The 21,571-nt window shown below is 44.7% G+C and carries 18 protein-coding genes; 16 read left to right on the forward strand and 2 right to left on the reverse strand.

Annotated features, from left to right (window positions below):
- Positions 1–114: 114 nt before the first annotated feature.
- From AB5Z12_RS18445 to AB5Z12_RS18505, 13 genes are all read left to right on the forward strand, one after another.
- Positions 115–3,615 (forward strand): DNA polymerase III subunit alpha, encoded by a 3,501-nt coding sequence (locus tag AB5Z12_RS18445; RefSeq protein WP_173717391.1) that lies wholly within the window; start codon positions 115–117, stop codon positions 3,613–3,615.
- 206 nt (positions 3,616–3,821) lie between these two features.
- Positions 3,822–4,811 carry a 6-phosphofructokinase gene (pfkA, locus tag AB5Z12_RS18450; protein WP_118583954.1) on the forward strand — a complete coding sequence of 330 codons (990 nt, stop codon included), beginning with the start codon at positions 3,822–3,824 and terminating at the stop codon, positions 4,809–4,811.
- Between the two features lie 297 nt (positions 4,812–5,108).
- A complete protein-coding gene (locus tag AB5Z12_RS18455) occupies positions 5,109–6,401 on the forward strand; it encodes a TrkH family potassium uptake protein (protein WP_368357445.1) in 1,293 nt (430 codons plus the stop codon).
- Between the two features lie 75 nt (positions 6,402–6,476).
- Positions 6,477–7,133, forward strand: a complete 657-nt coding sequence (locus tag AB5Z12_RS18460; RefSeq protein ID WP_173736406.1) for a TrkA family potassium uptake protein — start codon at positions 6,477–6,479, stop codon at positions 7,131–7,133.
- A 15-nt stretch (positions 7,134–7,148) separates the two neighbouring features.
- Complete coding sequence (locus AB5Z12_RS18465; protein ID WP_368357446.1) at positions 7,149–7,931, forward strand: TrmH family RNA methyltransferase; 783 nt, start codon at positions 7,149–7,151, stop codon at positions 7,929–7,931.
- Positions 7,932–8,020: 89 nt separating this feature from the next.
- Positions 8,021–8,455 (forward strand): NfeD family protein, encoded by a 435-nt coding sequence (locus tag AB5Z12_RS18470; protein WP_173736404.1) that lies wholly within the window; start codon positions 8,021–8,023, stop codon positions 8,453–8,455.
- A gap of 1 nt (position 8,456) precedes the next feature.
- Positions 8,457–9,401, forward strand: a complete 945-nt coding sequence (locus AB5Z12_RS18475) for an SPFH domain-containing protein (protein ID WP_173717396.1) — start codon at positions 8,457–8,459, stop codon at positions 9,399–9,401.
- 152 nt (positions 9,402–9,553) lie between these two features.
- The gene (gene argF / locus AB5Z12_RS18480; protein WP_195408904.1) at positions 9,554–10,555 is read left to right on the forward strand and encodes an ornithine carbamoyltransferase; all 1,002 of its coding nucleotides are present in this window, start codon (positions 9,554–9,556) and stop codon (positions 10,553–10,555) included.
- A gap of 138 nt (positions 10,556–10,693) precedes the next feature.
- Positions 10,694–11,530, forward strand: a complete 837-nt coding sequence (locus tag AB5Z12_RS18485; RefSeq protein WP_368357447.1) for a biotin--[acetyl-CoA-carboxylase] ligase — start codon at positions 10,694–10,696, stop codon at positions 11,528–11,530.
- A 129-nt stretch (positions 11,531–11,659) separates the two neighbouring features.
- A complete protein-coding gene (locus AB5Z12_RS18490) occupies positions 11,660–12,010 on the forward strand; it encodes a DUF6145 family protein (RefSeq protein ID WP_118583962.1) in 351 nt (116 codons plus the stop codon).
- Between the two features lie 176 nt (positions 12,011–12,186).
- The gene (dusB, locus tag AB5Z12_RS18495) at positions 12,187–13,143 is read left to right on the forward strand and encodes a tRNA dihydrouridine synthase DusB (RefSeq protein WP_368357453.1); all 957 of its coding nucleotides are present in this window, start codon (positions 12,187–12,189) and stop codon (positions 13,141–13,143) included.
- Positions 13,144–13,199: 56 nt separating this feature from the next.
- Entirely contained in the window at positions 13,200–13,346 is a 147-nt protein-coding gene (locus tag AB5Z12_RS18500; protein ID WP_368368731.1) for a hypothetical protein, read from the forward strand.
- Complete coding sequence (locus AB5Z12_RS18505) at positions 13,331–14,692, forward strand: M20/M25/M40 family metallo-hydrolase (RefSeq protein WP_368357449.1); 1,362 nt, start codon at positions 13,331–13,333, stop codon at positions 14,690–14,692. Before AB5Z12_RS18500 ends, AB5Z12_RS18505 begins: the two co-directional genes overlap by 16 nt.
- Positions 14,693–14,773: 81 nt before the next feature.
- Here the strand turns inward: AB5Z12_RS18505 and AB5Z12_RS18510 are convergent, their stop codons facing one another.
- Positions 14,774–16,015, reverse strand: coding sequence for a lipopolysaccharide biosynthesis protein (locus AB5Z12_RS18510; RefSeq protein WP_368357450.1), 1,242 nt, complete (start codon positions 16,013–16,015; stop codon positions 14,774–14,776).
- A 34-nt stretch (positions 16,016–16,049) separates the two neighbouring features.
- Entirely contained in the window at positions 16,050–17,135 is a 1,086-nt protein-coding gene (locus AB5Z12_RS18515; RefSeq protein ID WP_173770308.1) for a polysaccharide pyruvyl transferase family protein, read from the reverse strand.
- Between the two features lie 181 nt (positions 17,136–17,316).
- On the opposite strand from AB5Z12_RS18515, the gene AB5Z12_RS18520 reads away from it, so the two are divergent.
- From AB5Z12_RS18520 to AB5Z12_RS18530, 3 genes are all read left to right on the forward strand, one after another.
- Entirely contained in the window at positions 17,317–17,553 is a 237-nt protein-coding gene (locus AB5Z12_RS18520) for a purine biosynthesis protein PurH (protein WP_173770309.1), read from the forward strand.
- A 264-nt stretch (positions 17,554–17,817) separates the two neighbouring features.
- Complete coding sequence (locus AB5Z12_RS18525) at positions 17,818–19,023, forward strand: BTAD domain-containing putative transcriptional regulator (protein WP_368357451.1); 1,206 nt, start codon at positions 17,818–17,820, stop codon at positions 19,021–19,023.
- Between the two features lie 254 nt (positions 19,024–19,277).
- On the forward strand, positions 19,278–21,571 hold a 2,294-nt coding region (locus AB5Z12_RS18530; protein ID WP_368357452.1), incomplete at its 3' end, for an FctA domain-containing protein.

The raw sequence follows: 21,571 nt of genomic DNA on the forward strand, positions 1-21,571 counted from the left end.
GTCATTAGCTTGCCGGAACGTTGCGACGCGCGGCGGTGAATATACATTGTGAAATCGCGTCCGGGATAACGACCAACACATTAAATAGCAAATTTGCGAAGAAGGAGACACACAATGGCTTTTACCCACCTCCACGTCCACACCGAATACTCCCTGCTGGACGGTTCCAATAAAATAAAAGAATATGTTGCCCGTGTAAAGGAGCTTGGGATGGACAGCGCGGCCATCACAGACCATGGGGTCATGTACGGCGTCATCGATTTTTACCGGGCAGCGAAAGCAGCCGGAATCAATCCGATCCTTGGCTGCGAAGTCTATGTAGCCCCTGGTTCCCGCTTCGACCGCGAGATCGGCAGTGGCGACGACCGTTACTACCATCTGGTACTTCTTGCCGAGAACAACCAGGGCTACCAGAACCTTATGAAAATTGTATCCAAAAGCTTTAAAGAAGGCTTTTACTATAAACCACGAGTAGACCTGGAGCTTCTCCGGGAATATCACGAAGGTCTCATCGCGCTGAGCGCTTGCCTGGCCGGTGAAGTAGCCCGGTTCCTTAACAGAGGAATGTACCCGGACGCTAAGAAGGCGGCCCTCCGCTATCAGGAAATTTTCGGCGAAGGCAATTTTTTCCTGGAGCTTCAGGATCATGGAATTCCGGAACAGCAGAATGTAAACCAGCAGCTTCTGCGCATGCACCAGGAGACTGGAATTGACCTGGTAGCCACTAACGATATTCATTACACCTACAAAGAAGATGCTGATCCTCACGACATTCTTCTGTGTCTCCAGACAGGGAAGAAGCTGTCCGATACAGACCGTATGCGCTACGAAGGCGGTCAGTACTACGTGAAATCCGAGCAGGAAATGGCGGCACTTTTCCCATATGCACTGGAAGCCTTGGAGAACACACATAAAATAGCAGAGCGCTGCCACGTAGAAATTGAATTCGGAGTTACCAAGCTGCCAAGATTCGACGTTCCCGAGGGCTACACCTCCTGGGAATACCTGAATAAGCTCTGCTTCGAAGGGCTGGAGCGCCTGTACGATCCGGTTACCCCAGAGCTACGGGAGCGACTGGAATACGAGCTGAACACTATCAAAAATATGGGCTATGTTGACTACTTCCTCATTGTGTGGGATTTCATCCATTATGCCCGCAGTAATGGCATTGAAGTAGGTCCCGGACGAGGCTCCGCAGCCGGAAGTATTGTTGCATATACCCTTGGAATCACCTTACTTGATCCAATCAAATATGACCTTCTGTTTGAACGTTTCCTGAATCCGGAGCGAGTATCCATGCCTGATATTGACGTGGATTTCGGATTTGAGCGAAGACAGGAAGTAATCGACTATGTTGTACGGAAATACGGCAAAGACTGTGTGGTTCAGATTGTTACATTCGGTACTTTGGCAGCCCGCGGTGTTATCCGTGATGTAGGCCGTGTCCTCGATATGCCATATGCCCAGGTAGACTCCATTGCGAAAATGGTTCCTGCCAAAATACCGAATGTGAAGCTTGTCACAATCGACAAAGCCATGGAAGTAAACCCGGAACTGAAAAAAGCATACGACGAGCAGCCGGATGTGCATCATTTGATTGACATGGCCAAACGTCTGGAAGGTCTTCCAAGACATACCTCCATGCACGCTGCCGGAGTTGTAATCAGCCAGAAAGACGTCTCCGAGTATGTGCCCCTTTCCCGCGCGCAGGACGGAACCATTGTCACCCAGTTTGTCATGACAACTCTTGAGGAGCTGGGACTTTTGAAAATGGATTTCCTTGGCCTTAGAACCCTGACTGTAATCAACAACGCAGTAAAAAATGTAAAGAAAAATTACGGCATATCCCTTGATATGCAAAAAATAGATTATAACGACCAGAAAGTGCTGGATTCTCTTGGAACCGGACGTACAGACGGTGTGTTCCAGCTGGAGAGTGGCGGAATGAAGGGCTTTATGAAAGAACTGAAGCCTCATAGCCTGGAGGATGTGATCGCCGGAATTTCCCTGTATCGTCCGGGACCGATGGACTTTATCCCCCAGTACATCCGGGGCAAGAACCGTCCAGACACCATCCACTATGATTGTCCTCAGTTGGAGCCAATCCTGAAGGCGACTCACGGTTGTATCGTGTACCAGGAGCAGGTTATGCAGATCGTACAGAGCCTTGCCGGATTTACCCTGGGACGAAGCGATCTTCTCCGCCGGGCCATGTCCAAGAAGAAACTTAACGTTATGGAAAAAGAACGCCAGGCTTTTGTCTATGGAAATGAAGCAGAAGGTGTTCCTGGATGTATTAAGAATGGAATTGACGAGAAAATCGCAAATAAGATTTATGACGAAATGATCGATTTTGCACAGTATGCATTTAACAAATCCCATGCGGCTGCATACGCCTATGTTACGTATCAGACTGCCTTTCTGAAATACTATTATCCGGTAGAATATATGGCTGCGCTGATGACCTCCGTAATCGACAAGCCTACCAAGGTTGCCGAGTATATTCAGGTCTGCCGCCAGATGAATATTCCGATCTTGCCGCCGGACATCAACAAAGGCGAGTATGGTTTTTCTGTATCAGGAGGCTCGATCCTCTATGCACTTTCCGCAATCAAGAGCGTAGGCCGTCCGGTCATCGAGGCTATTGTTGCAGAGAGAAAAGAACATGGCGAGTACCTTTCCGTGAAGAACTTTATTGAGCGGAATATGGAAGCTGTGAACAAGCGTGCCATTGAGAACTTTATCAAGGCCGGTGCTCTGGATTGTCTGGAAGGAAACCGTCATCAGAAGATGGTCGTTTTTGGTCAGATCGTAGATGACATTTCCCGAAACAAGAAGCAGTCTATGGCAGGGCAGCTCAGCTTATTCGACATTGCCAGCGAAGATGAAAAAAAAGAATTTGAGATCCGTATGCCGAATCTGGAAGAATATGACAAAGAGACGGTTCTGTCCTACGAAAAAGAAGTCCTTGGCATATACCTGAGCGGTCATCCTCTGGATCGCTACCGTAATATGATGGAGAAAATGATTTCCGCAAGAACTATTGATTTCCAGCCGTCAGATGAAGACGACCGTGAAGGCGGTGAACCGGATGAGTCAAAAGTACGGGACAATCAGAAAGTCATCATCGGAGGAATGATCACAGAGAAAAACGTGAAGTATACCAAAACAAACAAAGTGATGGCGTTCCTTACCGTGGAGGATCTGGTTGGAACTGTGGAAGTCATGGTTTTCCCAAGAGATTACGAGAAATGGCAGAATATGATCAATGAGGACGCCAGGGTATTCATCCAGGGACGGGTATCTGCCGAGGATGACAAGGCCAGCAAACTGATCCTGGAAAAGGTACGGCCTTTCTCCGATATTCCGAGAGAACTCTGGATCCAGTTTGAAAGTAAGGACGATTACAGCCAGAAAGAAAAAGGGCTTCTGGAGGATCTACGGAATTCTCAGGGTACAGACACTGTCGTTATTTATCTGAAAGATGTAAAAGCAATGAAAAAACTGTCTGCTGCATACCATGTAAATCTGCAGGATGAATGGCTTGCACAGATGAGTAAAAAATATGGTGAAGGCAATATCCGGGTTGTAGAAAGAGCTCTGAAAACGCTTTAAAGTGAAGAATCAGACAGGTATATGGAAAATTATGGTAAAATCACGGAAAACAGAGTGTAATTTCGGCAATTACTTAAGGAAAGAGTCTTGAAAAACCTTTGAAAATGCTATAAACTAATGCTGAATATGTGTATAGAAAAACGAGGGCGTTTCCACTGAAAATGGAGACACAGCTCCCGACGATTCATAAGATGGAGGAGATTATTATGGCAGAAAACAAAGTTAAGACCATTGGTGTCCTTACCAGCGGCGGTGACGCTCCTGGAATGAACGCTGCAATCCGTGCAGTTGTAAGACGTGGACTTTCCAGCGGACTTAAAGTAAAAGGTATCCAGAAGGGCTATAACGGCCTTTTAAACGAAGAGATCATCGATATGACAGCAAGAGATGTATCCGACACCATCGAGCGTGGTGGTACAATTCTTTACACTGCAAGATGTGCCGAGTTCCGCACAGCGGAAGGACAGCAGCGTGGTGCAGAGATCTGCCGCAAGCACGGTATTGACGGACTTGTTGTAATCGGTGGAGACGGTTCCTTTGCCGGAGCACAGAAGCTTGCTAACCTTGGAATCAATACAATCGGAATTCCAGGAACCATCGACCTTGACATTGCATGTACAGAGTACACCATCGGTTTTGATACCGCTGTTAATACAGCTATGGAAGCAATTGACAAGGTTCGTGATACATCTACTTCCCATGAGAGATGCAGTATCATCGAGGTTATGGGACGTGGAGCCGGCTGGCTTGCACTGTGGTGTGGTATTGCCAACGGAGCCGAGGATGTTCTGATCCCTGAGAAGTATGACTATGATGAGCAGAAGCTGATCAATAACATTATTGAGAGCCGTAAGATGGGTAAGAAACACCACATCATCATCAATGCAGAGGGTATCGGTCATTCACAGGCTATGGCAACTCGTATCGAGGCCGCTACAGGAATCGAGACACGTGCTACTATCCTTGGTCACATGCAGCGTGGTGGAAGCCCAACATGTAAGGACCGTGTATATGCATCCATGATGGGTGCTATGGCAGTAGACCTTCTTCTGGAAGGCAAGAAGAGCCGTGTTGTTGGATATCGTCATGGTGATTTCGTTGATTTCGATATCAATGAAGCTCTTGCAATGGAGAAGAGCGTAACTCCATATATGTGGGAGGTTTGTGAGTCCCTTTCCCATAACTATAGGAAATAACAGTGATAATACGGTTCACTTGTCTCAGAGCATATCTCCGATTGGGTTTTACAGTCTGTGATACACATTTTGCAGAAATTCTTTGAGCTATGTGTCGGCGTCAGGTGAACCGTAATTATAAAAGAGTCATTGTTCCTGACATTCTGCAGCAGAATATTCTGCGAAAGATGCTGAGGGGCATTGGCATAAAGGAAGCTTATGTTCATTCAAAACCTGCAATATAAATTGCATAAACTGAATACGGCACAGATTATTACCCTCAGCTTTGCGGGGGTAATTTTTGTAGGAGGATTAATTTTGTGGCTGCCTTTCTGTACGGCAGCAGGCCAGACCACTTCGTTCTCCGATGCTATGTTTACAGCCACCACCTGTGTATGTGTAACCGGTCTTGTAACTGTGACCACAGCCACTCACTGGAGCCTGATCGGCAAGCTGGTGATCCTTTTGCTGATCCAGATTGGCGGAATTGGCCTGATCGCTCTTGCAAGCATTATTTTTATTTCCCTGAATAAGAAGATCAGTCTGAAGAACCGCAGAATGATCCAGGAATCCTATAATCTGGAGCAGATGTCCGGTCTGGTAACAGTGGTGAGAAAAGTGGTTCTCTGCGTATTTGCAGCGGAAGGAATCGGAGCCGTCGGCTATGCATTCTGCTTTGTACCAGAGCTTGGACTGGTGAAAGGTCTGGGGCAGGCTGCTTTTACAGCAGTTTCAGCCTTTTGCAATGCAGGAATCGATCTCTTGGGAGAGAACAGTCTGGCAGACTATGTAACCAATCCTCTGGTGAATGTGACAACTATGGGATTGATTATTGCTTCTGGACTTGGCTTTAACGTATGGTGGGATCTTGGAAAAAGAATAAAGCTGGTTTTTCAGAAGAAGCTTTCTCCTGGCAGATTATTCCGGACCCTTCGTCTGCAGAGCAAGCTGGTTTTGACTACAACCGGGATTTTGCTCCTTGGTGGGACAATCTGTATTTTACTGTTTGAGTATAAGAACCCGGACACACTGGGAAGTCTGTCCTTTGGACAGAAGCTGATGGCAGCGGCATTTCAGTCTGTGACCACAAGAACAGCAGGTTTTTTTACAGTTGATCAGGGGGCGCTGACCAGCGGAAGTGTAATGATCTGTCTGTTTCTTATGTTGGTTGGAGGTTCTCCTATGGGGACTGCCGGCGGAGTGAAGACGACTACACTTGCAGTGCTTGTGCTGAGTATTATTGCCAACCTTCGGGGAAAAAAGGATGTAGAGGTTTATGGGAGAAAGATTCGCAGCAGTTATATCCGTTCTGCACAGGTAGTTGTGGGAATGGCGGTTAGTGTGCTGCTTATTTCCGTGCTGGGGATTTTTGCAGTTATGCCGGAAGCCCCCTTTGTGGACGTGCTGTATGAGCTTACCTCTGCAGTTGGAACCGTAGGTCTTTCCAGAGGACTGACCGCTGTTCTGAATACACCGGCCAAATGGATCGTTATTTTTACCATGTATCTTGGAAGAATCGGTCCTCTGACACTAGGCGCAGCAGTTGTATCCCGTGCGCAGAAGCGCACCAAGGATGTACATCTGGCAGAAGAGAATATTATGATAGGATAGGAGATGGCGTCTGTGGACGACATTATCCCGCATGGAAGTCCGTTGCTTTCATAGCAGATTTTAAAGGAGATTAGAATGAGCGGAAAATCCTTTGCAGTCATTGGATTGGGGCAGTTTGGAATGACCCTGGCAAAAGAGCTTGCGAATGCAGATTATGATGTTTTGGCAATTGATGATAAAGATGAAAATATTCAGGAAATTGCAGATACTGTCACTTATGCAGTTCGTGCAGATGTGCGCGAGCCTGGAATTCTGAAATCCCTGGGTGTGCAGAATGTAGACGTTGCGATTATTGCGGTTGCAGAAAATATGGAAGCCAGTATTACAGCTACCATGCAGGTGAAGGACCTGGGCGTCCCGCTTGTTCTGGCGAAGGCAATGAATTCCCTTCATGGCCGGATCCTGGAGAAAATTGGTGCTGATCAGGTAATATATCCGGAGCGTTCCATGGGAATCCGCGTTGCCCGTAATTTTACAGCCAGTGGATTTGAGGATGTGTTTGAGCTTTCTACGGAGTTCAGTATGGCAGAATTCCGGATTCCGGATGAATGGGTGGGAAAAAGTCTTTCAGAAATCAGGCTTCGTGAACAGCATCATATAAATATGGTTGCAGTGAAGCATGGAGATTCTGTAAATGTAAACCTGAATCCTGCGGAGAAGCTGGAAGCGGGTTGTATTCTGGTCGCGGTAGGAAAGAATGAGGATTTGAATAAATTCCGAAAGCCGTTGTAACAGGGAGGATAATTTATGATAACCAGTGCAAATAATACACAGGTAAAAAATATCATACAGTTAAACCAGAAGGCCAAGGCCCGCAGGGAACAGGGCTTATTTGTGGCTGAGGGACGGAAAATGTTCGGGGAAGCTCCAAAGAATTGGATTTCCAGGGTTTATGTAACAGAATCCCTGACAGCAGAGGAGTCCTTGATGAAGCAGGTCATGGAGCTTCCGGAAGAAAAAAGAGAAATCGTGGCAGATAATGTTTTCCGCCAGATGTGTGATACCAGGACTCCACAGGGAATTCTTACAGTTCTGAAGAAACCGGTGTGGACTGTGGAAGATATTTTAAAAGGAGAAGCTCCTTTGGTAATGGTTCTTGAGGATCTTCAGGATCCGGGAAATGCAGGGACTATTTTCCGAACAGGTGAGGGCGCTGGTGTTTCCGGTGTTTTTCTTACGAAAACCTGCGTAGACATTACCAATCCAAAGGTCATCCGCTCAACAATGGGATCTGTTTACAGAATGCCTTTCCTATATGTGGAGGATGTGGTATCATTAAAAGCAGAACTGGAGCAAAAAGGTATCCGTACCTTTGCAGCCCACCTGAAAGGAAAGAATTCCTATGATCAGGAGAATTATCAAGGCGGCACAGCATTTCTTATTGGAAATGAAGGAAACGGGCTGACGGAAGAGGCAGCAGAAGCTGCCGATTGTCTCATCCGGATCCCCATGTGCGGCAAGGTGGAGTCCTTGAATGCAGCTATGGCTGCAGGAATTTTGATGTATGAGGCTGCTAGGCAGAGACGGTAGGATTAGCTGATCTGGAATCTGTCTGCTGAAGTATATCTGATGACGTATGGCAGATTTTGACAATCGCTTATCTTGAAAGGGGGAGTCTTATGGAACCAATTATCTGGCTGGGAATCCTGGCGGTGCTTCTGGTTATTGAGGGGCTTACCACGGCACTTACCACCATCTGGTTTGCAGGAGGCGCACTTGTTGCCGCTATTGCAGCCGGCATTGGAATGGGAATCGTGCCGCAGCTTCTTCTGTTTTTCTGTGTTTCACTGGTGCTGCTGTTTTTTACAAGACCGGCAGCTCTGAAGCTTATGAGAAAAGACACAGAGAAAACAAATGTGGAAGGTCTTCTTGGAAAAAAGGCTGTCGTGATCCAGAAGATCAATAATCTGGCCCAGACAGGTCAGGTCCGCATCAATGACATTGAATGGATGGCCCGGACATCCGATGACAGCGTAACAATTCCGGTTGATACTGTAGTAATCATAAAAGCAGTCCACGGTGTTAAATTGATCGTGGAGCCAAAGGAGGCGTAATATGGGAAGTATCTTATTTTTGCTGATCGTCATCATTCTGGTGCTGTGGATCCTGGCATCCTGCATCCGCATCGTACCCCAGGCATATGCGATCGTACTTGAGCGCTTAGGTGCTTATCAGGCAACATGGGGAACCGGCGTACACTTCAAACTTCCATTTGTAGAGCGTGTGGCAAGAAAAGTCAATCTGAAAGAGCAGGTTGTAGATTTCCCACCACAGCCGGTTATCACAAAAGATAACGTAACCATGCAGATTGACACTGTTGTATTTTTCCAGATCACAGACCCGAAGCTGTACGCATACGGCGTTGAGAATCCGATTATGGCTATCGAGAATCTTTCCGCGACTACATTGCGTAACATTATTGGTGATATGGAACTGGATGAAACCCTGACCTCCCGTGAGGTGATCAATACCAAGATGCGTGCTTCCCTTGACGTGGCAACTGATCCATGGGGAATCAAGGTAAACCGTGTAGAGCTTAAAAATATCATTCCTCCGGCTGCTATTCAGGAAGCCATGGAGAAACAGATGAAGGCAGAGCGTGAGAGACGTGAGGCAATCCTGATCGCAGAAGGTGAGAAGAAATCCACCATCCTTGTTGCAGAGGGTAAAAAAGAATCTGCAATTCTTGATGCCGAAGCTGAGAAGCAAGCTGCTATCCTTCGCGCGGAAGCGCAGAAAGAGCGCATGATCAAAGAGGCAGAAGGTCAGGCAGAGGCAGTTCTGAAGGTTCAGAAGGCGAATGCAGAAGGTCTTCGTATGATCAAGGAGGCAGGTGCTGACAATGCTGTTCTTACTCTGAAGAGCTTCGAAGCTCTTGCGAAAGTGGCAGACGGCAAATCTACCAAGATCATTATCCCGTCAGAGATCCAGAATCTGGCAGGACTGGCAGCTTCTTTGAAGGAAGTTGTTGTGGATGAGAAGGATAAAAAAGAAGAGTAACATTCTTGAAAAAAGAAATTAATGAGATGAAAGCCGACTATGGTCAGTCTGAAAAGTGAAAAATTGAAAGACTTATACGACAGTTTACTGTAAAGTATGACAGAAAGAAAAATGGTGCCAGGCAATATACCTGGCACCAGAGGAGGATTATTATGAACTTAAAAGGCAGAAATTTTTTGACACTGAAAGACTTTACACCAGAGGAAATTCTGTATCTTCTTAATTTATCCGCTGAGTTAAAGGCAAAGAAAAAAGCCGGTGAGCTTACCGAGTATTACAAAGGCAAAAATATTGCCCTGATCTTTGAGAAAACCAGCACCAGAACACGTTGTTCCTTCGAGGTGGCAGCCCATGATCTTGGAATGGGAAGCACCTATCTGGATCCAACTGGCTCCCAGATCGGCAAGAAAGAGAGCATTGCAGATACTGCAAGAGTTCTTGGAAGAATGTATGATGGTATTGAGTACCGTGGATTTGGTCAGGAAATTGTAGAAGATCTTGCAAAATATGCAGGAGTTCCGGTTTGGAACGGTCTTACAAACGAATATCATCCAACACAGATGTTAGCAGATATGCTTACCATCCGTGAGCATTTCGGATATCTGAAAGGAATCAAGCTGGTATACATGGGTGATGCCCGTTACAACATGGGTAACTCCCTGATGGTAGCCTGCTCCAAGCTTGGTATGCATTTCGTAGCCTGCACAAGTAAGAAATATTTCCCGAATGAGGAGCTGGTTGCTCAGTGCAAAGAGTACGCAGCAAAGTCCGGCGCAACCATCACTCTTACAGAGGATGTAGAGGCTGGAACGAAGGACGCAGACGTTATTTACACAGATGTATGGGTATCCATGGGTGAGCCGGATGCAGTATGGGAAGAGAGAATCCATGATCTGACACCATACAAGGTAACCTCTGCAGTTATGAAGAATGCAGGGGAGAAAGCAATTTTCCTTCACTGTCTGCCGGCATTCCATGATCTTAAGACAAAGATTGGAAAGGAAATGGGTGAGCGCTTCAATCTGACTGACATGGAGGTAACAGACGAAGTATTCGAGTCTCCGGCTTCTAAGGTATTTGATGAGGCTGAGAACCGTATGCATACCATTAAAGCGGTTATGGTTGCTACACTGGGTGAGCCAGAGAATAAATAATTCGGCTTCCAGATAACAATGAATTAATGAATTCCGATTGTTCCTACGTTCTTATGTACTACTTTTTATCCTCTGGATAAGATGTATCATTCATTCAAAGAATCTGGACGATTGGGAGTTATAGAAAGGGTATCTGAAATGATTTCTGAAAAAGAATCATACGAAGAAATTGTCACAGGCAGTATCTATAACGAAACCACAATTGCAGATCAGATACATACAAAATGGGCGGGCAAAACCGTCCATTTTGCAAGAGAAACAGATTCTACCAATTTGTGGATCAAGCGTCTGGCGAAAGAAGGCGCACCAGAGGGAACTCTTGCACTGGCAGAGTTTCAGTCGGCTGGAAGAGGCCGCCTTGGCCGTTCCTGGGAAGTGCCGGAGGGAACTTCTGTTATGATGAGCATTCTTCTTAGACCGAAATTTGAGCCTCAGTATGCTCCTATGCTTACTCTTGTGATGGGAATGGCAGTGGCGAAGGCTGTGAAGAAGTTTGGTTTTGATGTAAGTATCAAATGGCCCAATGACGTGGTGGTTTCCCACAAAAAAATATGCGGAATCCTTACCGAAATGGGAGTCCGCGATGGAAAAATTGACTATGCAGTCATCGGAGTGGGAATTAATGTAAATATCAGAGAGTTTCCGGAGGAGATGGCAGACAAGGCCACATCCCTTTATCTGGAGAGCGGCAGGGAATTTGACAGAAGCCAGATTCCTGGGCTTGTGATGGAAGCTTTTGAGGAATACTATGAGAAATTTGCAGCGACCTGTGACCTCAGTGGGCTGAAAGAGGAATATGAAAGTATTCTTGCTAATTACAATCAGCCGGTGCGTGTGCTGGCGAAAGAGCCGTACGAGGGCGTGGCAAGAGGGATTACAGATGGCGGAGAGCTGCTGGTAGAGAAAACCGATGGAACGATCGTAGCTGTCAGCGCTGGTGAGGTTTCGGTTCGCGGGTTGTATAGCTATGTATAAGGGTTGTGTTATTTAGGCACATTTTCGCAAATGATATTCCCCACTGATTGCGATAATCCTACAGTGAATGGGGCATATCACTTGCGAAAATGTTGTTGACACAGATGAAAACAGAAAGGTGGGACTTAATTGTATCAGGAGAATGTAGTACTTTGCGGCGCAAGCGCTTATGAACAGAAATATTATTTTAATAAAGACTTTGATTCTCTGCCGGATCATGTGAAGAAAGAACTGCAGATCATGTGCGTTCTTTTCACAGAAGAGATTGGCGGAATTTTCACATTGGAGTTTGATGATCATGGAAATCTGCAGTTTAAAACAGAGGCTACGGAAGCTGATGGATTTTATGATGATATTGGCGGTGCACTGAAAATTAAAAAGCTGCGTGTAGAGAAAGAGGAGCTTCTGGAATCTCTGGAAATGTATTATCGTGTGTTTTTCCTTGGGGAAGATGTGGATAAAGAGAAGACAGAAGAGTAAGCTGTGTGGATAAAATGATAAACAGGGAAAATAGCAGCTTATCAGATGTGACATTTGAGTTCACGAAGCGAGTAATTGTTGAAAGGATTGAATAGTTACACATCAAATATGAAAGTAATTAAGGTGATATGAGTAGTAATTTAGATTCTAAGTTGAGATATGAGCTTCCAAAGGAGATGAAGTGGAAAATCGGAAAGGTGGAGATTCCAAACCGGTTCGTCCTGGCGCCAATGGCGGGCGTTACTGACCTGGCCTTTCGCAGGCTTTGCAAGGAGCAGGGCGCTGGGCTTCTCTGCATGGAGATGATCAGTGCCAAGGCTATTTCCTATAAGAACAAAAATACCAGGGCTCTGATGGAAATCGACCCGGTGGAGCATCCTATTTCCATGCAGCTTTTTGGAAGCGAGCCGGAGCTGATGGCGGAGGTAGCGAAGGAAATCGAGGAAGAACCTTTTGACATTCTGGATATCAATATGGGATGCCCGGTGCCGAAGGTGGTAAATAACGGTGAGGGTTCAGCTCTTTTGAAAAATCCGGATCTGATCGTGAAGATTGTGAAAAGTGTTTCATCTGCCATTCAAAAGCCATTGACCGTGAAGGTACGTATTGGTTTTGAGAATGAGCCGGTGGATATTGTAGAGATTGCAAAGCGAGTGGAGGATGCCGGGGCAGCAGCTATTGCAGTTCACGGACGGACCCGCCAGCAGTATTATTCAGGGACAGCGGATTGGGAGGCAATCGCCAGAATTAAGGAAGCTGTTTCCATTCCGGTGATTGGAAATGGGGATGTGGATTCACCGAAAAAGGCGGAGGCACTTTTTCGGCAGACCGGATGCGATGCTGTGATGATCGGACGGGCGGTGGAAGGAAATCCATGGATTTTCCGGGAGATGAATCATTATTTTGTAACTGGGGAAGAGCTGGCCAGACCGTCTCTTGCCGAAGTGAAAGCGATGATTCTGAAACATGCGCGGGCGCAGATCGAGATGAAGGGTGAGTTTATCGGAATTCGGGAGATGCGTAAGCATGTGGCATGGTATACAGCCGGAATGCCCCACAGTGCAGGGCTTCGCAGGGAGTCCAATAATATTGAGAGTTATGCAGATTTGGAGAAGCTGCTGGAGAGATTATAATTATGTTCAGTGGATCTGATTCTGCAAAAAATCATTTCGAATGTAGTGTTGACCAGATGAGTGGAAAACCACTGTATGGTGATAAAAAGATAATAATCAGACGTATGAGAGTCAGGAGGTTTGGGCTGGGAAGGCTGGAACTTGCTGACTTTTCTATAGTTGAAAGTATAGTTGAAAGGAAACGATTATGGATAAATTACTGAAATATAACGGTGTGCAGGAAGCATTAAAATTTCTGCGTGAAGATGATGAAAGAACTTTGCAGGAGCACCTGGAAATGTGCCAGATACCGGCTCCTTCTTATGAAGAAGGGGAAAAAGCAGAATATGTCCGAAAGAAGATGGTGGATGCCGGGCTTTCAGATGTGCACATTGATGAGGTGGGAAATGTGCTGGGAACCTGGAAAGGGGCTGGGAATGGACCACGAATCATGGTTGCGGGACATACAGACACCGTTTTCCCAAGGGAGACAGACCTTACTTTGAAGAAAGAAGGCGAACGCTACAGCTGTCCGGGAATCGGAGACGATACCAGGGCGGTAGCAGAACTTCTCAGTCTTGCAAGAGCAATGAATGCTGCAGGAATTCGCGGCGAGGGAGATATTGTGTTCTGTGCGAATGTGTGTGAAGAAGGGCTTGGCGACCTGAGGGGAATTAAGCATGTGTTTAAGAATATGGCAAATACAGAAGGGCACTACGATGGTTTCGTTTCCATTGATGATAAAAACACCTCCGGAATCATCTACCAGGCGGTAGGAAGTGAACGCTATCTGGTAACTTTCCACGGAACCGGCGGACACAGCTTCACCGGCTTCGGAATTCCCAACCCGATTCACGCAATGGGAAGGGCTATTGCGAAAATCAGCGACTTCCAGACACCAAAGAACCCGAAAACCACTTTCAGTGTAGGCGTAGTAAACGGCGGCACATCTGTAAATGTAATCGCGGCAGAGTGCTCTATGCTGGTGGACATGCGCTCTGTGGATGCAGGGGAACTTGAGAAATTATCTGCAAAACTCCACCAGGCAATAGAAGAAGCCGTGAATGAGGAAAACACCCGCTGGGGATATGGAACTTTAAGTTCCGAGAGTACAGGAACCCTTGACTGCAATAATATGACGGCAAAATGCAGTGTGGGAGATACAGCTGGCGCAGTGTCAGTGAATGCTGATAATGGAGAAAGGGAAACATCAGTAGAAGATGACCGCATCACAGTCACCTTCGAACAAAAGGGCATGCGCCCCGCTGGTACCCAGGACAAATCCTGCCAGATTGTCCAGGCTGCAAATGCTGCAAATCAGGCCATAGGCATGGAAACCCTGTACATCGGTGCCGCCAGTACAGACGCCAACATCCCCATCAGTCTTGGAATCCCTGCCATCACTGTGGGCTGGGGAGGAAAAGGCGGTGGAGAGCATACCATCCACGAATGGTACGAACCTGTAGAATCCTGGAAAGGACCACAGCGTGATTTGCTGTTGCTGTTGGCATTATCGGGCTATGAAGGAGTTCGGAATTATCAACTTCCATGCATAAATCCGAAAGAATAACAGATAGTAAAAAACATCCCCCGGAAAGAATAGTCCCAATAAACGGACATTTCCCTTCCGGGGGATGTTGTATTAACTGAATTAGTTCTGATGCTTTTTTCGAAGAATTACATAAACCAGGATCGAAGTAAACAGCACAAACAAAATGGAGCAGGACAGCACATAATTCAATGCTGCGCCCATAATTCCCCACTGCTGCACCAGGATCCGGGCAGCTGCGATGGTAACAATTGCGGTTATGGAATAAACTGGAAGCAGGCATTTTCCCCAGCGGATAGCGATAAGGATATTGTAGATCATGTAGACTTCCGCGCTGATTCCACCGCCGATAAGCAGAACTACGAAATGCAGCTTATATGGGGAAAGATCCACGCCGTAAATAATCTCCAGCAATGTTCGACCGATGAGATGTCCTCCAGCCACAACAGCTACACAGCAGACAAGGATGATGCCAATGATCCGCAGTATGTACAGTGTGAATTTTTTCACATTATTTTCCCACCATAATTCCGCGATGGTGGTGATGGTAGGCTTAAACACGAACTCACACATTAGTGAAATTACAAAAGACGGCATAAACAGAATGCTATAGTAAGTCTGATATTCATCTGTCATAACGCCAGCCATTGCGTATTTTGGAATGTTGTAGAGCAGCAGGGAAAGAAAAGTACCGATAAACATAGGCGTACAGGTTCGAAGTAACTCCCACACATGAGACATCTGAAGCTTGCGTCCATCCTCTTCATGACCAACGTATTTTCTGGTCATCTGTGAGTTAATGATAAGACACAGAATAAGGGAGGTTGTAGAAGTAGCAACACAGGTGCAGTACAGGCTCTTGGTGATAATAAGCATAGCGGTGAAAAAAACTGCGGAATACAGATTTCTCGCCGCCAGCATTTTTCCCATCTGCTCAACATGGTACTTTTGCTGAAGATTTCCGTGGAAAACATCCTCCACCGCATCAATCATTTTCATCATAATAATAAAAGTGCTGATGATAATATATTCGCCTTTGAAGCTGAAGGAACTGTAAATAATTCCAAACAGCATCATCAGTGCACAGGTGATAATGCGGGAAACCTTATACTCAGAAAAAATATATTTGTGCTCCAGATCCGTGGCCTGATAGGTGCGGACACCATAGCGTCCCACCTGCAGAAGCAGCTGTGCAGTAGCATAGCTTAAGGAATAAAAACCTGCCAGTTGTGCGCCACACACACGAGTTACCACCAGGAGATACAAAAAGGAGGAGCCTGAGTAACAGGTACTTCCGATCATATTCCATAAAAAGGCTTTTTTTACATTTTTTTCTTTATTCATTTGCTAAAAATCTCCATTTATTGGTAATCGCTGCTTAATCCTCAGATGTCATCTGGCGCAGCTGTTCCATAGAGTGCTCACGGAAGCGGGCAATCTGCTCATTTGCATAAGTGAAATCAATTTCTTCGGTAAGCTTCTCGTAAGAAACATCATCCATAGTTCTGTCAGTAAGCTTCACCAGATTAAGAAGCTGCTGAACACGGCGGTTCATGTGGTGACCGTTTACCTTGGCGAAGAATTTGCGGTTAAAAATAAGGGCAAAAACAACGCCATGGAAAGAATCAGAAACTACATATTCTGCGTTTTTGAAAAGTCCCATCCACTCTGCAGGACCAACTGTGATCTTGCAGTCACATTTCAGAAGTCCGACTAATGGGAAAGGAATGTATACAATACGGTAGCCTGTCTTATTGTGGAGTCGGCGGGCGAAGTCTACGATTTCTTTGTTAATTCCCAGCTGGTAAACCAGAATGTATTTTTCTTTATATTTTGGCTCAACCAGAAGCTTATCCCACTCCTCCGCAGTGAGAAGAAGGGTAGGATCACAGACCACTTCAGGACGCTTCTCTGTGAGATTCTCTACAATGTCAGCGCCATAGTCTTCACGAACCAGAATTTCATCAAAATCGGAAAGCAGTTCTTTATATTTCTGCTGGTATTCTTCCGGCGGAAGATTTTCACCGATACTTGCGGCATAGCTGCATTTCTTTTTTCCCTCTTTTACAAAATCAAGGAAATAGGTAGTGTCAAAATTGGTAAGCTTGTAATCCCAGATCTGGTCGCTTCCAGCAATATAAATATCGTATTTGCCAGCTACCGGCTGCATTTTACCCTGAGTGACAGGCTGGCTGTAACGCATATGCTTACGGAATCTGTTGCATTTGAAACGGCGGGGAATGTAGCAGATATGGCCGATCGCCCCGTAAATATAGTTAAAAAGTCCTTTCTTTTTCAGGTTTACAAGACGGAAAGGATTGCTGATATAGTCGCAGCGGTAATCAATAATTTCCGGCTGAGTGCCGATTTCCTGCAGCTTTTTTTGAAGCGCATAGCTCTGCAGGATGGCACCGTAATTGTCGTAGTTATGGAAGGTAATCACACCTACTCGTTTTTTCTGCATAAAGTCCTCCTGGCTAATATAAGGTAGATATAATATAACACATAAACGAGAAAATAAACAGTTTTTGCAGGTGGATTTATCAATTAATTCCAAAGTGTTTATGGAAGTTAAAGTTGAAATTGTTAAGGAGTACGCTATAATAGAGATAATGAAATTTACCTGAGAAAGTGGAGGCGTAAAGATGGCGGGATATTTAATCGCAGAAACTACCCGTGAGGAGCGGGAGAAGATTGTTGCAGAATCCCTTGGAAATATTGAGGCGAACTGCGACGGTTGTATGGCAGGGCTGGCTGAGATGTATCAGGAATACATTGACGGGAAGAAAGAGCTTCGCCAGATTAATATGGAATTTAATGCAAGATACGTAAAAGGCGAGGACATGCCGGTGAGAAGCCGGTGCCCGGAGTCCTTTTGCTAATAGAAATCAAAGAGGGCACCAAACTGAAATATGAATTGAGGCAGTACGAAGTAACAGAATAAAGAAGCAGTAAGAGCAGAAGTTTTCAGTACATGTAACGAAAACTTCTGCTTTTTTTTTAACCAAATGTTAATAGTTCTTTTTTTATTCTGGTGTTATTATGTAAAAAAGTCGTATTATAATTAATAAGGAAATAAAAGGCTATTGCTAATTACGTCTGCAATAAATACGTTCTAGAATTATTTTAGTTATGGAGAAAAGTATATGGAAAAAAACGTATTAAAGGTTCGCATGCTTGGAACCTTTTCGTTGGAATATAAGGGAAAAGAACTGGTACTGGATCGAAATAAGGCGTCGAAGACTACACAGCTTTTTCAGCTGCTTATGTTTCATACCGAAGACGGCGGAATTTCCAAAGCTGCTATGATAGATGCCCTTTATGGAAGAGTTGAGGTGGAGAATAAGAACGGAAGCCTGAACAACACCATTTTCAGACTTCGTAAACAGCTGAAGGATATTGGACTTCCAGATAGCAAATACATAAATATCCAGTCCGGAATGTGCCGTTGGGACGGAAATATTGAAGTTCAGGTTGATGTAAATGAGTTCCGGAAACTGATAGAGAAAGAAAAAAAGGAGAAACGGGAAGAGGACAAGCTCCATCTCTGGATGCAGGCCTGGAAAATTTATAAAGGTGAATTTCTCCCGGATATGATCGGGGAGCAATGGGTCGCTGTGGAGAATGTCCGGTGCAGAGATGAGTACTTCCGTGTTACAGAGGAGCTGTGCCGCTGGCTGAAGGGGCATGAACGGTATGAAGATCTGCATAAAGTGGCGCACAGAGCCGCCGAAATTTATCCCTTTGACGAGTGGCAGGTCTGGGAAATCGACAGCCTGATCGGAATGTCCCGATATAAGGAAGGCCTTGAAGTTTACCAAAACACCGAAAAGCTTTTATTCGATGAAATGGGAGTGGCCCCTTCGGAGAGAATGTTAAAGCGTTTCAAGCTGATGGGAGAACGGACTTCACAGGCAGCAGGTGCCCTTAGCGATATCAAGGAAAGACTTCGGGAAAAGGAGGCTGCAGTAGGAGCATATTTCTGTCCGTTTCCCAGCTTTGTTGACATCTATCATGTATTCAGCCGTATGGTGGAGCGTTCCGGCTTATCCGTGTTTGTTATGCTTTGCACACTGGACTATAAGGCGGATCATGTTTCGGAGGAGAAGGAACGTGAAAAGTCCGAACTTCTCAGACAGGCTATCCAGTCATCCATACGAAAAGGTGATTTTTACACCAGATACAATGTCCGGCAGTATATTGTCATGTTGATCGAAATCAGCCAGGAGAACTGCCCCATCGTTTCCAAACGAATTGCAAAAAAATTCAATAAGCTCTCTGGCGATAAGAAATTCACTCAGGTTGATTTCTATGTGGCATCCATTGGAGAGATGTGTGAAATGGAGGTATAAATTATGGTCTACGATGTGATTTGTGATGAATATGAGCTCATTTGCTCCTGATTTATGAAAAAGACTTGAAAAATGCTAAAAATGCCATAGGAAATCGCTCGTTTTTGTAACTCTTTCGGAAAATGAAAGAGTTGGAGAAAGAGCTAAAGTGATAGAATATATTTAAAAATCATATACTATCTATCATGCAACCGAAAATAATTCCCGATTCGGTTAAAATAAATCTATATATCCAAAGAAAGGAATGAGACATTATGAAAAAGAATGGGTATTTAAGAAGTTTCTTGGCACTGTTTCTCGCTTTCGTGATGATCATGGCTGATTCATCTGTGACGACGTATGCGGCGACGGTGGGAAGGGTGAAGCAGAAGAGTGCGGAGCTGGTTGATGTTACACTTAATGCACCAGATGGAACTTATTATGTGGCTGCAATGAAGGATAATGGTTCATGGTATGAAGCCAGATCAAAGGTCGCTAAGGTTGATGTAACGGACGGAAGTGGTAATGTAATTTTGCAATCGCGGAATATTACCGATGCCCAGGTAGTACTGCTAACACTGAAACAGGGCAGTTATAATGAAAATTATGCTCAGGATAATTACGCTGTAATAAAAAGCAATAATATATTAGACTACACAAAAAAGGTATCTGGCGGCGAGATTAATGGTGACGCGGCAGAGATAAACGTTACCACTATTGGTAATACCACTGTTTCAGATGTATATGGTTCTCTGGGATCTGCGACAAATTATGCTGTGTTTGCAGGAACGTTCTATAATGCTGGCGACATGGAAGGAAATATTGCCACAGATTCGTTTCACTCAGATGGTAGTGATATAGGCGATAGCGGTAACGTTGGCCAGTATACAGAAAGATTAAAGATTCATACAACTAAAACGGTTTCTGGATTAAAAGATACAGAAACATTTAAATTTGGATTATTTGATAGCAACGATAAGCTGGTACAGGTAAAAGCGCTTACATTTAGTAAGGATGGAACTCAATCTTTCAATTTTGATACGATTGAGTTAGGAAGCTCCAGCGGAACGGGTTCTTCTTCCTATAAGTATAGTGTATATGAGCTCGAAGAAAGTAAGTCAGGACAATATACGTATGGCAGTGGAAAATATAATAAGGTAAGTAATACATATAAGGACTTCACAGTATCTTATAGTGAAAATACAGCAATTGAAATTTTTAATAATGATAACTACGTAAAAACAGCTAGTGGTACAGTTAAATTAAGAGATGGAAATCTGTACACAACATCTAAATCAGGTGAAATTTCAATATCAGGACAAGTAAATAATGTAAAATATGGCTTGTCAGATAGTGAGTTTACTTCAAGAGTTACTAATGGAGAATATTCTTCTGGTGGCGTATCTGCCATGATTAATGGGAAGTTGAAAACTCTGGCCAGGGATTTAGGAACGGCTAAATCAGGAAATGGTACACAGGTTATTTATATTACTCCAAATGTCTTGACCGGAAATTCGGTTTATTTACCATACAATGGAAATATATTAGCCGATTCAGCTGAAAAATTAGTAATAAATATGATTGTTCCAGATGGAATAACAGAACTTGATTTGTTAGGCGGTGATATCGGAATAGTAGATGTTGGTGGAACTAATATTAAGGATGGCAAAAACTGGTCAAAAGCTGGCCTGAATATCGTATGGAATTATATAAAAGAAGATGGAACTCCATTTAATGGAACAGTTAAGTTAGGTGGAGGTCAGTTACCTGGTATTCAGTTGTTGCCAGATGGAACCTTATATTCTGGAAATAATGTCTCTCAGTTAGATGTGGCAAAAATTCTACATCAGATAGGTGGAGAAATTCATAAAGCCCCTATTCAGGGAGAACGTACTGCCTATGTAAATATTTCTAACACTGGAGCAAGTGGAACATATACACCTGTTGTAAAGAAGGAGTTAAGTGGTCGAGAACTAAAAGAGGGGGAATTTAGCTTCACAATCGCAGAAGTAGATTCGGCCGGAAATGCAGTAACAGGTGGCTATACAGACACCAAGAGCAATGCGGCAGACGGAACCGTGACTTTTGATACAATCACATATACTACGGCGAAAACTTATTATTATAAAGTGATTGAAAAAGTACCGGAAAATAAACTTCCAGGAGTGACGTATACTACAGATAGTTACATTATTACAGTAACGGTAACTAATAATGGAAACGGAACACTGAATGCGAGTGCTGATAAAGGGCTAGATAATCTGGTATTTCATAACAGTTATACATCTAAGAAAACAGGAATCACCTTCAGCGGAACAAAGACCCTGGAAGGAAAGACCCTGGAAGCAGGAAAGTTCACCTTCGTCCTGCAGGAAACAGATAAAAACTGGAAAGCAAAAGACGGAAAAGCAGCAGTGACCGCGACCAACGGTGCGAATGGGGCTTACAGCTTCGGAGAGATCGAGTACACGGAGGCGGGAACCTATTATTACACCGTCAGCGAGCAGGGAAAAGGAACAACCGTAGAGGGAATCACCTATGATGCAACTGAATACAAGATCACGGTAAC

It is taken from the genome of Ruminococcus sp. RTP21358st1_G6_RTP21358_211008 (assembly GCF_040908885.1).
GTDB classification, from domain to species: Bacteria; Bacillota; Clostridia; order Lachnospirales; family Lachnospiraceae; genus Blautia_A; species Blautia_A faecis.

Excerpts from the sequence above, each read along its gene's own strand:
- AB5Z12_RS18445 (WP_173717391.1), top strand. The coding sequence starts at position 115 with ATGGCTTTTACCCACCTCCACGTCCACACCGAATACTCCCTGCTGGAC.
- pfkA (WP_118583954.1), top strand. The coding sequence starts at position 3,822 with ATGGCAGAAAACAAAGTTAAGACCATTGGTGTCCTTACCAGCGGCGGT.
- AB5Z12_RS18460 (WP_173736406.1), top strand. The coding sequence starts at position 6,477 with ATGAGCGGAAAATCCTTTGCAGTCATTGGATTGGGGCAGTTTGGAATG.
- AB5Z12_RS18465 (WP_368357446.1), top strand. The coding sequence starts at position 7,149 with ATGATAACCAGTGCAAATAATACACAGGTAAAAAATATCATACAGTTA.
- AB5Z12_RS18470 (WP_173736404.1), top strand. The coding sequence starts at position 8,021 with ATGGAACCAATTATCTGGCTGGGAATCCTGGCGGTGCTTCTGGTTATT.
- AB5Z12_RS18475 (WP_173717396.1), top strand. The coding sequence starts at position 8,457 with ATGGGAAGTATCTTATTTTTGCTGATCGTCATCATTCTGGTGCTGTGG.
- argF (WP_195408904.1), top strand. The coding sequence starts at position 9,554 with ATGAACTTAAAAGGCAGAAATTTTTTGACACTGAAAGACTTTACACCA.
- AB5Z12_RS18485 (WP_368357447.1), top strand. The coding sequence starts at position 10,694 with ATGATTTCTGAAAAAGAATCATACGAAGAAATTGTCACAGGCAGTATC.
- dusB (WP_368357453.1), top strand. The coding sequence starts at position 12,187 with ATGAAGTGGAAAATCGGAAAGGTGGAGATTCCAAACCGGTTCGTCCTG.
- AB5Z12_RS18500 (WP_368368731.1), top strand. The coding sequence starts at position 13,200 with ATGAGTGGAAAACCACTGTATGGTGATAAAAAGATAATAATCAGACGT.
- AB5Z12_RS18505 (WP_368357449.1), top strand. The coding sequence starts at position 13,331 with ATGGATAAATTACTGAAATATAACGGTGTGCAGGAAGCATTAAAATTT.
- AB5Z12_RS18510 (WP_368357450.1), bottom strand. The coding sequence starts at position 16,015 with ATGAATAAAGAAAAAAATGTAAAAAAAGCCTTTTTATGGAATATGATC.
- AB5Z12_RS18515 (WP_173770308.1), bottom strand. The coding sequence starts at position 17,135 with ATGCAGAAAAAACGAGTAGGTGTGATTACCTTCCATAACTACGACAAT.
- AB5Z12_RS18520 (WP_173770309.1), top strand. The coding sequence starts at position 17,317 with ATGGCGGGATATTTAATCGCAGAAACTACCCGTGAGGAGCGGGAGAAG.
- AB5Z12_RS18525 (WP_368357451.1), top strand. The coding sequence starts at position 17,818 with ATGGAAAAAAACGTATTAAAGGTTCGCATGCTTGGAACCTTTTCGTTG.